The organism is Leptolyngbya sp. FACHB-541, assembly GCF_014695875.1.
Taxonomy (GTDB): domain Bacteria; phylum Cyanobacteriota; class Cyanobacteriia; order Elainellales; family Elainellaceae; genus JAAUTN01.
Genome location: NZ_JACJPC010000072.1, coordinates 71,858 through 83,798 on the forward strand (window position 1 = coordinate 71,858; position 11,941 = coordinate 83,798).

Consider the following 11,941-nt stretch of genomic DNA (forward strand, 5'->3'; position numbering starts at 1 on the left):
ATCAAATCAACAACACCCTGATTTGTATAGCTGTTACCACAGTTAAAAAGAAGGAGGAAAGCTTTGCTTTCCTCCTTCTTTTTAGGTCAGGGAGTTGAAGTAGCCTGAGTCGTTGAGGAATTTCTTTGCTCAATCACCACCCTTTCCCCATAGTTCAGCAACGTATCTAAAACGGCTAGTCGGTTTTCCCAAGTGCTAATCCGGTAGCTGTGGTTTAGCGATTGCAAATACATCCACCGATTGAAATTAGAACGGAAGCTGTTTAACTGCAACCTAGCCCGTTCTAACTTTTGTCGGGAGGGCTGATCCGCTAGCTCGTTGAGCGCCAGTTCCAGAGCTTCTGCCTCGGTGCGCCATTCCTCAAGCTGCTGGTCGCGCATCCAAAGCTGCCCGTTTTCTAGTAAATAGCTCCACTCTCGCTGCAAGGCGTTATATCGGGTTACTGCTGTGGCAAACGGCTGACGATAGGGAATGGGAGTATCAGTTTCGCCCTGAGTCCGGCTGAAAATGCCTTGCAGATTCTCGTTCAGATTCTCAACCGCAAATAGCGAATAGCCCCCGGCCGGTAGGTCACGCAAGGCCTGAATCTGGTCAAGGGCGGCCGACTCGGGCAGATTAAGCAGGCGAATTGCTGGCAATACCAGGATGGAACCTAGATCTGCGTCTGTATCTAGCCAGGGACCAGCCAGCCTTTGTAGACGGTTGGTGTCCATTGCATAACTCATCGGCACGATCAGATCAACGTCGCCACGCCGCGCCCAAACTTCCCAGTTTTGCTGAATCTTTTGCACCCGCTCATGTTCTGACATGGAAAAGACGGCAGCCGATAAAACCAGGTCAGGGTTGCGTTGCCTCAGTTGGCGGGCAGTATCTGCAACAAATGAGTTAATCTGCTCGGTGCGAAAGTCTGTCCACTGCTGCCAAAGCTGGCGATCGCTGGGTGAAATCTCAACGGGGTCAACCCCTGTCAACCGCTGAAACTGCTGACGAGCAGCCAGTCCATAGCCATAGCTGCGACCAGCGCTAGGGTCTTGAAAGGGATAGCGAATGTAGTCAAGCTGCAAGCCATCCACGTCATAGCGCGTCACGATTTCGTCATACAGGCGCAGCAAATATCGCCGCACCGCAGGGTTAGCAGGATCTAAAAAGGGTTTGCCCTGCCCCGGCGGAAACATACTGCCCCGGTTGTCATAATTTGCCCAATCGGGATGCGCTGAAATTACTGGACCGGGATAGTCTGCGGGTTGGTTGAGTAACGTGTTGTGCGGACGATTGCCTGCTGCAAACGCCCATACCCAAGCGTGTAGCTCAATGTCGCGTTCGTGCGCCAGATCAACCGCTTCTGCCAGGGGATCCCAATGACGGGTAAGTGGGTTTTGCTCAGGCGCAACGTCGCTGGGGTAAATGGGATAGCCCGCATTCACCGTTTCAAAGAAGACAGTATTAATTCCAGCGGCAGCGAGGCGATCAAAAATTTGCTCTAGTCCACGTCGCGAACCCGCTCGTACAATCGTGCCCCGGTCAAGCCACATAGCGCGAATTTCGGGCTGTGCTGAGGGGCGATCGGTGGGGAAGTTTTGCCACAAGATTTCTCTAGCTCGAAGCCACTGCCGTCGTGCAGTTGCATAGTCTCGTGCCGCAACAAGCTGAGGAAACTCTTCTAGAATTTGCTGCGCTTCACGCACCGTTTCATTGACCGATTCACCATTGCTAGACCGTCTCTCCGCAAGAACAGTACCATCAGCGCTGGCGGTCAGCACAGGATTACTTCCAGCGCTATTCGTAGCAGCATCAACGTCTCTCAGACTGACGCTGCTGTTGGCTGAATTTGCTGACAGCAAAGCGCTTTCAAATCGACCAATCAGATTTTCTAGCTCCTGACGCATGGCGATCGCCTCCAGCGTCGTAATCGGCAAAGCGCTCATTTCAACCGGCACGCCTGCTGGGGCAACCTGCTCAGCTGGGTCTAAAGAGTTAGGAGTGACCGGACTGGAGGAAGGCGATCGCCCTGGGCGTGTGGGGTTGGGAGCCATCTCAGCAACAGGGGCAGCTGGAGCCTCTGTGCGAGATGAAAACTCGGCTGGAAAGTTAGCCTGATCAGGTTGATTAACGGCTGATGGAGCAGGAAGCGCTTCATCAGACATTGAGGCGACATCGCCATGACGACCCAGTGCCGCCCGCAACCAGGTGCTATCCAACGCAACTGAGCCGGAGCTATCTCCGCCCCAGTGCCAGCCTAGAAAGGTGGTTCGCTCTGTAATCACCACCGCTGGAACCGTATCTCTGCCGCCCGTTGATTGGGAATGCTCAAACCAACCATTACCCGCAACATTCTTCCAGGTGGCGACCGTCTGACTCGACAACCCATCGGGAATAACGGCTGCTCCCAGGACAGAGCTTGATGTTTCCGCTTCATTCACCCATGCCTGGTTTGCGTCAGAAGTTGGCTCCAGCGCAGCAGGCTGCTCAAGCTGAAAGCCCCAGTAGGCTCCCAGGAGCGATCGCAATGCCTGCTGTACCCCATAAGACGAAGAGCTACCTACCGGACCGCTGACGATCAGCCTGCCGCCCCGATTCATCCAGGACTCTAAGGCCAAAAGCTGCGCCGACGTAATCGTCTGCACGTTTGGCAAGAAAATTACCGTAAAGCCTTCCAGGTCAGCAGCTCGTTGCACCTGCTGCAAATCGATCACCTGATAGGGCAGTTCTGCGGCTTGCAGCCGAGTTGTCACTTGATTCCACTGGAATGCATTGTCTTGACTGCGAACAACGCCCAGCGTGAGGGGCTGCGACCGCCGTGCCTGTGCTACACGAGAACTGGGTGCCGTCCCAGCCTGAACGTTCAACAATAGAGTGGGAGCGTACAACAGAGTTCCAGATAAGGTTCCGGCTAAAACTCTCTTCCATCTGGCAGTACGATGGTTGCGCCGCGCTTGGGTTTGACGGAGCGGCTGACTAAAGCGATGAATCAATGAAACTTACTCCTCACGTCCAAATGCGGTCAACACCTTGCAGAAGCATGGCTAAATTCGCTGGCTTCCTGCGCTCGGAATCCATCTAAAACTCAATTGGGCTTTTGAATGATTGAGTTTTGGGATGGTGATCTGCAGGGCACGAATAGGGTCTTAGGCTTCAGTTAACTGATTGAACCAAATATGAAGTTGCTTAAAGGATGATCTCATATTTAGGCAACCGGTCTATCTGCTAAAAATACTGGATGATGAACTAGTCCATACAAAGCCAGCCACAATCAGTGAAATTTGTGAGTAGCTTGGTGGCAGAGAAGTTATTTCAGGAAAGTGATAGTTGGATATGTCCCTGATACAAAATTTTACTGAGGTAGAAAGTTTAATCAGGAAGCTAAGCGCTTCATTGCAGCAAAGTGAATAATTCTTTTGATTGTTCCCATTGCAGCAGAGTAAATAAGCCTTGAGCTTGTCGTCACTTATCCTATCGTTTCCGCTTTGTGCTGAAAACCCTGCAACCTGTCGTTACATATAATCTTCACTTAGAGTAATCTTCACCTACCGCGCTTTGCGCTTGAGCAGGTTTAGTTTTTTGCTGTGTACCTTGCTAAGCGCAGCACACAGCAAGAAATTTGTAGCTTAGGCAATTAAAAAATCCTATGAAGGAATCAGTTCTGCCTTAAGCAAGAGGAATGGAGTAAAGCTTTGCGACTAGGGGTACAAAGCAAAGCCTGGTCATCCGGCATCACCACAAACTTACTCAATTCCCTCATTCACAGGGAATCGATCGATTAGCTGAATCGCTCGGTTAGCGTTGGCTCTCAGCGCACTGGGAAGGTGGGGAACGTGGGGAATTTGGGAAAGAAAATCGAGGGTACGGCGGAAAATTCGAACGATGTCGCCTTCGTCCAGACTCGTGTTGGTGCAAAGCTCTGCCCACTCTACACCCAATGCCCACTGCTCAACCAAAGCAATCCATTCCAGCTCTAGCCAGACGGGTAGCGCAATCTGATAGCGTCGCTGAAGCTGAAAAAGCTGACGACGAATGCCTCGCAGTCCGCTGAGTGCCTCTTCAACGGTTGGCGAGAGATCATAGCGAATCCAATTGTCAGGACGCGATACCTCTGTGACTAAGGCAGCACAGGCAGTGGCCAGATGGTGAGGGTCCAAGTCGTCGAGTTCGCCGGATGCTAGAGCAAGCCCTAGCCACAGTTCGTTGTCTCCCCGAATAGCAGCGGCGACCTGCCCCATCGGAGTTGGGGTAACTTCTTCGACACAGCCAAAGTGTCGCAAAATTTCTAGCAAGCTGAGAAATTCTTGCCAGTAACGCTGGGATTGTTTGCCGAGCTTGCCTTGGCGATCGCCAATTTCATCCTGTATTCGCTCAATTCGGTGCTGCCGTTTGAGCAGTGCCGTTGGGTTGCCCCATTCCTGTGCCGGATGACTTTGAATCTGAGCCTCAACCATTTGAACTCGCTCTAGCTGTGCCTGGATTTCGGGGGCAACGTCAAGCATAGAGGGGGGTTGGGGAATTTTGGTGGCGATCGCCTCCGTTTCCTCATTGCCACTGCGGCTCTGCCCCGGTTTAGGCGGCATTTCAGCGGGTGGGTTGAGGTGGTCTACGCCTGCCAATCGGGGAAATTCACCGTGCAGCCCGACCACATCAGCAACCGTAACCACATACCAGCGATTGTCTTTACCCAGACAAACCAGGTAGGGAAACTGACCTGCCCCAGGCGCTTTGGTGACTAGCACCGCAGGCAAGGGAGACGACACTGGGACGTGTTTTCCCTTGAGGCTGAGAACCGTTCCGGCGATCGCAAAGGATAGCGCTGTGCCAAGTTCACTTGCCTGCACTTCCTGCGCCTGCTGCTGCAAAATTTTGAGCAAACGGCGTTCTTCTTTTAGCCGTTCCTGAAGTTTTTCGTAGTTGGCAAGCAGAGTGCTATCAAAGGCGGCTAGCTGAGCCTGATGGTGTTCTAGCTCAGCGAAAAGGTCAGCGATCGCCTGCTGCTGGGGCTTCAGGTGTAGCGTTGCCAAATATTGCCCAAAACTGCGCTCGATCAGGTCTTTTGCTTCTCCTAGGGTGTGTGTTTGCAGCAGATTTAGCACCATGCCATAGCTGGGCGTAAATTGGCTAATTAGCGGGTCTGCCCCTGATGTCGCCAGATAAGCCGCTTCAGATGCGCCTTCAAAACGGGTTTGCACCGTCACCACATGACCCAATTCATCCATGCCGCGTCGTCCTGCCCGTCCTGCCATTTGCAGAAACTCGGAAGCGTTGAGCAGACGATGACCACGATCGGTACGTTTTGACAGGCTAGAAATAACCGTGGTGCGGGCAGGCATGTTAATTCCGGCAGCCAATGTCTCGGTGGCAAACACAACCTTGATTAGCCCTTGCTGAAACAGTTCTTCAACTAAACCTTTCCAGGCTGGCAAAATTCCGGCGTGGTGAGCTGCGATTCCGCGATATAGCGGCTCGATCTGCCCGCTACGACCGGCTTCTGGGTTGCGATGCAGGAAGTTATCAATTTGGGTTTTGAGCGCCTGTACCTCTGCCTCATTCACCAGCGACATTTGCTGTAGCTCGTTGACGGCAGCATCGCATCCCTTGCGGCTAAAGATAAAGTAAATAGCAGGCAGCATATCTCGCTGCTGAAGCTGGCTGACAACATACGCCAAACTAGGAGTATCCTGCCGTCCTCGTTGTTTGCCTCTGTGCTTAAGGTTGGGGTTAATGCTCTTCTGGTTGCGATTGAGCAGCGGAAACAGCCCTTTGGGGTTGCAGAAGTGAAACTGCAACGGAACTGGGCGGAAGTCTGAATAAATTAGCTCGGTTGGTCCGTGAACGCGATCGATCCAGTCGGTGAGCTGATCGCTGTTGGCAACGGTGGCAGACAGGGCGACAAGCTGGACTTCGGGCGGACAGTAGATTACAGATTCTTCCCAGACCGTCCCGCGTTGGCGGTCGTTCATGTAGTGGCATTCGTCCAGCACGACTGCTTCTACATGGGTGAGGGAAACGCCGACTTCACCAATTGGCGTACCATAAAGCATGTTGCGGAAGATTTCGGTGGTCATCACCACAATGGGGGCATCCCGGTTGACGGAGACATCTCCAGTCAGCAGCCCGACTTGTTCCGCACCAAAGCGATCGCGAAAGTCTCGCAATTTCTGATTTGACAAGGCTTTGAGTGGCGTAGTGTAAAACACTCGCTTACCCTGCTCTAGCGCCCGATGAATCGCATATTCACCAATTAACGTTTTCCCAGAACCCGTAGGCGCACACACAACAACCGATCGCCCCTCGTTTAGGGCGACGATCGCTTGCTTCTGAAAGTCATCCAGCTCAAACGGAAATAATGTTTCTAGATCAAGTTCAACAGAGTTTTGAAGATTCACTGGCTCAAGTTCCGGCACAGTATGGCAAAGAAATAAGGTGGGGCGATCGCAAAATTGCGTTCTTAACTTATATCAATTCATCTCAATGATGACATTCTCTAGAGCCTTCCTCCAAAAGTGCATACTTAAACATAAGCAATTTTCAGTTGAGCACAGTTTTATTTGGGCTGTTTGTCATTTGTGGAATTACTGGAAACAACCAATGACCAACAACGCATGATCACTCGCTCTTGATGTACGACAACGTTTGCAAATATTTAGCAGAGACTTTCACATCGGATCTAGCAAGCTGGCTGTTGGGTCCATCTTCATCTGATCGGCTTCGACCGCTGAAGACGGAGCTTTCCAATGAGCAAATTCGGACTGATTCGCTAATTCTGCTGGAATCTAGCAATCTGGTTCTGCATATTGAGTTTCAAACTGAACCCGACCCAAAGATTCCCTATCGGATGACGGACTACCGCCTGCGGGTCTACCGCAGTTTCCCGAATCGAGACATGCATCAAGTGGTGATTTATTTGAAGCCCAGCACCTCGCCCTTAGTACAGCAAAATTGCTTTAGCCTGCCTAAAACCCGACATGAGTTTGAGGTAATTCGCCTCTGGGAGCAGCCCACAAATCTATTTCTCAATGCTCCCGGGCTGTTACCCTTTGCACCCCTTAGCTGTACCACCGATCCAGTTTCCGTGCTAGATCAGGTTGCTCAAAAAATTCAGGCTCTTCCCGAACGTCAAACCAAGAGTAACGTAGCAGGATGCACCGCGATTCTATCGGGTTTAGTATTAAATCAAGAGCTAATTCACAGAATTCTGCGGCAAGACAGTATGAAAGAATCTGTAATTTACCAAGAGATCCTGCAGGAAGGCATTCATCAAGGGATTCAGCAGGGCATTCAGCAGGGCATTCAGAGAGGCGTTGCTCAAGTTGCTCTGAATTTACTGAAAACTGGTATGAACGTTGTACAGGTAGCAGAACTAACGGAATTGTCAGTTGAGCAGGTACAGAGACTACAAGATTCGATTCAACAAAACTGAATCGACGGAGACTAATGGATTCAGAGCAATGAGTCTTTGCCCTAACTTCCCACCTGCACAATTCGCCACGCCTGCTCGATCGCCCTCTCTGAGAAGCCCAGTTCGACCAAAAGCTGTTTTGCCTGAGACAGTGTGATGTTTTGAGTTGCTAGGGGATGCGATCGCGCCGTCACTTTAGCCCATTCCTGCAGTTCGGGGGAAAGGATCTGCGCGTGAGCGGAGCTACTAGACGGCAGTTTTGGAAGGTTTTGGTGATCGGAAGTTGCTGCCAGCAGAATCAGAAGGCACTGAAGCACCTCTCTTTGCATTTGAGTCAGCTTCAGATCTGAGGAAAGCGGAACTTCTACACCTGTGTTTCCCAGAGTTGTCGTGTCAGGTTCATTAGCCTGCAAAGCAGATTCATTAGCCTGGACAGAAGGATTTGCAGCATCCACAGGCATTTCTTGTTGCGGCTTGCGAGTTGCCAACCCACCTGCAAAGCCACCTAAAACCATACCCGTCCAGAGTCCGGTAAAGCTGCCTTGCCACGCGGCTCCGGGAGTGACCCAGGCTTCACAGACATTTCGCAAGCCCCAGGGTTGAGTTTGACAGCGCTGGGTCTGAACGTTGACACTCATCTGTCCACCGATCAAAAAGCCAAACGCTCCCGATGCCAAAGCCACAAAGGTACAGATCAAGGTTCGCTGAGTGGGCAGGGGCACCTTCTCTCCTGATGACGCTGGATTGATTTTAGCGGTTCTATCTTAAGCCATCTCATCGCCATATCAGCCGTGCGATGCACGACTGACATAGCACACATCCATTTTGCGTTTATCTGAATCAGCCTGTGTTTCTCATGCCAGCGGCAATCCCGTTGATGGTGAGTAGTGCGCCGCGCAGCAGTTCGCCCCGACTATAGCGAGAGCGAATCACACCGGAAGCTGCATGGGTTTTGTGCTGCCGCAGACGCTTGAGCAGAGAGACTTGCAGGAAGCCTAACGGTACGATGGTGCCATTGCGAAGCTGGACCGATCGCTGAAGCTCAGGGTCGCCATCTAGCAGACGCTTATGTCCGGTGATAGTCAGAACCAAATCGCGGGTGAGGTGAAACTCAGTAGCGATTTGCTCAAACACCTGTTGGAAGCGATCGCGATCTTCAGGATGAGTCAACTCTCGCACATAGTGACTGGCGATTTGCAAATCCACCTTAGAGAGGGTCATCTCACACTTAGAGATCACCATTTTGAAGAAGGGCCACTTGTAGTAGAAGTAGCGCAATAGCTTCAGGTTTTCCTCAGGTTCTTCTGCTAAAAAGGACTGAATTGCCGTGCCTACGCCGTACCAGGAAGGCAGCAAAAAGCGAGTCTGCGTCCAGCTAAATACCCAGGGGATTGCCCGTAGGCTAGACAAATCCTTTTTGCCGCCACGCCTTGCCGGGCGAGAACTGATTTGCAGTTGGCTAATTTCTTCGATCGGGGTGACCTGATGAAAGAAGTCAATAAAATCGGGCTGTTCGTAGATTAAATTGCGGTAGTGAGAACGCGATCGCGCCGCGATTTCTTCCATAATTTCGTGCCAGGGCTGAATATCATCAAAGCCGTTTCGCAGCACGCTAGCCTGAATCACGGCAGTGGCGATCGTTTCCAGGTTATACAGCGCCAGTTCTGGCAGATTGTACTTAGAGGCCAGCACTTCGCCTTGCTCAGTGATCTTGATTCGCCCATCAATACTGCGTCCGGGCTGCGCCAAAATCGCTTCATAGGCTGGACCGCCACCCCGACCTACAGAACCGCCCCGTCCATGAAAGATGCGTAAGGAGATGTCATAACGCTCAGCCACTCGCTGTAATGCTTGCTGCGCCTTGTGAATTTCCCAGTTGCTGCTAAGAAAACCAGAATCCTTGTTGCTGTCAGAGTAGCCCAACATCACTTCTTGGAGCGACAGCGGCTGGGTTGCCAGAGCTGAGCTTTCTTCTCCTTCTTCATTCTGCTTGTAGCCCCCCGACAGATAGGATCGGTAGAGCGGCAACTCAAACAGATGTTGCATTACACCTGGGGCTCGCTGCAAGTCTTCAACTGTCTCAAATAGCGGCACGACCTGAAGACTACCCGATCCGGTTGAGGGATCGTAAAGTCCAGCTTCTTTAGCAAGCAGCAGCACTTCCAGCAGGTCGCTAACGTTGTGGCTCATGCTGATGACGTAAGTTTGGCAAATTTCTGCTCCAAACTCTTGATGCAGCTTTCGCACCATGCGGAAGGTTTTAATCGTTTCGCAAGTCTTTTCAGAAAAGGGCAGTTCCGTTGGAATGAGGGGGCGACGGGTTTGCAGTTCGGTCGCTAGCCAGAGCGATCGCTCCTCCTCCGACAACTCGTTGTAAGCGCGAGGCAAAATCTGTAGATAGTTGCCGATTTCATCCAACGCATCCGAGTGGCGTGAGCTTTCCTGACGAATATCTAGATAAGCCAGGTTAAAACCGTAAATTTCCACCTGACAGATTAAATTTTCCAGATCCTTGCAACTTAGCCCCGTCTCCTCCAGGTTGCGCTGGATCAGCCGCAGTTCTGCCAGAAAATCTGTACCAAAGCGGTAAATTGCAGCCGGGTTGATTTCTGGAATTTCATCCTGGAAACAGTCGCCTTTATAAAGCTGAAGGCTGCGATCGCGCGTATTCTCCAAGCGTTTTTGAATGTAAGCCAGCTTTAGCCGATAGGGTTCCTGCCGATAGCGAATTGCCAGCTCATCGTACACCTCTGGCATCTGCATCTGGTCTTGCTCCAGCGACTCCAGCAGATCTGGCAAAACATCACTCCAATGCAGCGACAGACTCAACAAATTCGTTAGTTGCTTAATCGACTGAACATACTTCTCCAGCACCAGATTACGCTGATAGCAAGCTGTCTTCCAGGTGATTTGTGGGGTAACAGAAGGATTTCCATCTCGGTCAGAGCCAACCCAGGAGCCAAACTTGCAGAAGTTATAGCTAGGCGGCCGTAACCGTGGAAAAGTAGTGTGCAGCGCATGGCGAAACCGCCGATAGAGCTGGGGAATCGCATCAAACAGCACTTCCTGGAAATAGTGCAGCGTGTAGTCTACTTCATCCAGGACCGTTGGCTTAAACTGGTGCAACTCATCTGTGCGCCACCACAGGCGAATTTCCTCGGTCAACTGTTCACGTAGGGTCATCGCTTCCCACGAAGACGCTACCCCAAATGCCTGTAGACCCTCTTCTGCCTGGTCAAGCTGCCGCAAAATTTTAGCAATGCGTCGCTGTTTGTCACGAATGGTGTGACGCACAATTTCGGTCGGGTGAGCCGTGAAAACGAGCCGAATATCCAGATTGTCAATCAGCCGCTGGATCTGCTGGGGCGGCACATTGAGCTGCCGCAATTTTGGGAATAGCCCCTGGAGACTGGCAGATTCTCGCCGTGAGGAAATTTCTTGCAGACTCTTCTCTAACAGGTCTGCCTGGGGTCCACCACTTTTCGTTTCATCGGCTTGTGGCAAAAGAGAGGATTCGGCAGCAAAACCCGGAATCGTCTCTCTAGCGCCATTGGCATTTTCATAAGCGGCTCGATATTGCTGTTGCTGTCCGCGCTGCTCATAGTGTTGCTCAACGATGTTGATTAACTGAAAGTAGAGCGCAAAGGCCCGAGCAGCCCGAATTGCTTCATTCAAATCAAGCTTTTCGACGACCTTTAAAGCTTCAGATTCGACGGACTCGGGAGCTTGTCCTTCGGGGGAGCACATGTCCCGCAGCTGGCGCAGCAGATCGACAAGCTGCTGACCGCATTCTTGCAAGAGAACAGCCTCCCACAAATCTTCTACGACCTTGAGGCGATGACGTAGAAACAGATCTGAAGTAGAGGTCAGCGCAACGGGCTGTTCTGCCTTTGATTCTGTTGCTGTGCCGGAACTAAAAGCATCATCAGATGAGTGGAGTGTTGAACTCATAGTCTGTCCTGGCAAGAATACTCGATAATTCTATGGGTTTTAGCGGGATAAATTCTAGTTTTTCAGCATAAGAAACGGTATACGCCATTTTCCGAAATAAGTTAATCCTGAATTCGGAGGATTGAACTCAACAGCTTGTTGCATCAAAAGCTAATCCAAGCCTGATAGCAGATTCTTCAGGCTTGGCAATCCCAACTGTGTCAATACTGACCGATCGCAGATTTAGACTTCTGTTACATCTACGTCAGATTTATCTGCAGTAGTAGAAAAGTCAAGCACAGGCAATCGATCGCCCCGAAACACCTCTTCGCTTGCCTGTCCTAGATCTTGCATCAACTCAGCCAGTGCTTTACCTGCTAATAGACCGACTAGTAAAGGTGCTGTAGCTAACCCAAGCAAAAGTTCTGAAGAAATTTTAAGGTTCAACATATTATTATCTAAGCCAACTGTTTATCAGAGGAAGAATGGTCAAGGAAAGATTTGTGGGCGATCGCAAGTTAGTCTACGAAATAGTCAACGAAGTTGATCGACTGGAGTTAATCTGCTGAGTTTACAAAAATTGCATTCTCAATTGCATTCTCCAAGATTCTGAAGCGTGATCGATAA

General features: G+C 51.0%; 6 protein-coding genes. 1 reads left to right on the forward strand and 5 read right to left on the reverse strand.

Annotated features, from left to right (window positions below; all coding sequences use genetic code 11):
- Positions 1-86: 86 nt before the first annotated feature.
- Together H6G00_RS16230 and H6G00_RS16235 are read right to left on the reverse strand one after the other, a co-directional pair.
- Complete coding sequence (locus tag H6G00_RS16230; protein WP_199318530.1) at positions 87-2,972, reverse strand: family 10 glycosylhydrolase; 2,886 nt, start codon at positions 2,970-2,972, stop codon at positions 87-89.
- A 750-nt stretch (positions 2,973-3,722) separates the two neighbouring features.
- Positions 3,723-6,371, reverse strand: coding sequence for a DEAD/DEAH box helicase (locus H6G00_RS16235; RefSeq protein ID WP_190797546.1), 2,649 nt, complete (start codon positions 6,369-6,371; stop codon positions 3,723-3,725).
- A 233-nt stretch (positions 6,372-6,604) separates the two neighbouring features.
- Between H6G00_RS16235 and H6G00_RS16240 the strand changes: the two genes are divergently transcribed.
- Positions 6,605-7,405: an Rpn family recombination-promoting nuclease/putative transposase gene (locus tag H6G00_RS16240; RefSeq protein ID WP_190797547.1), complete on the forward strand. Its 801-nt coding sequence runs from the start codon at positions 6,605-6,607 to the stop codon at positions 7,403-7,405.
- Positions 7,406-7,446: 41 nt separating this feature from the next.
- On the opposite strand, the gene H6G00_RS34775 is transcribed toward H6G00_RS16240, so the two are convergent.
- The 3 genes from H6G00_RS34775 to H6G00_RS16255 all read right to left on the reverse strand — a co-directional run bounded on the left by H6G00_RS34775 (position 7,447) and on the right by H6G00_RS16255 (position 11,764).
- Entirely contained in the window at positions 7,447-8,106 is a 660-nt protein-coding gene (locus H6G00_RS34775) for a hypothetical protein (protein WP_199318531.1), read from the reverse strand.
- 118 nt (positions 8,107-8,224) lie between these two features.
- The gene (gene ppc, locus H6G00_RS16250; RefSeq protein WP_190797548.1) at positions 8,225-11,335 is read right to left on the reverse strand and encodes a phosphoenolpyruvate carboxylase; all 3,111 of its coding nucleotides are present in this window, start codon (positions 11,333-11,335) and stop codon (positions 8,225-8,227) included.
- Positions 11,336-11,557: 222 nt separating this feature from the next.
- Positions 11,558-11,764, reverse strand: coding sequence for a hypothetical protein (locus H6G00_RS16255; RefSeq protein WP_190643587.1), 207 nt, complete (start codon positions 11,762-11,764; stop codon positions 11,558-11,560).
- Between the last annotated feature and the right edge of the window lie 177 nt (positions 11,765-11,941).

Coding starts and splice junctions, on each gene's coding strand:
- H6G00_RS16240 (WP_190797547.1), top strand. CDS start 6,605: ATGTACGACAACGTTTGCAAATATTTAGCAGAGACTTTCACATCGGAT.
- ppc (WP_190797548.1), bottom strand. CDS start 11,335: ATGAGTTCAACACTCCACTCATCTGATGATGCTTTTAGTTCCGGCACA.
- H6G00_RS16255 (WP_190643587.1), bottom strand. CDS start 11,764: ATGTTGAACCTTAAAATTTCTTCAGAACTTTTGCTTGGGTTAGCTACA.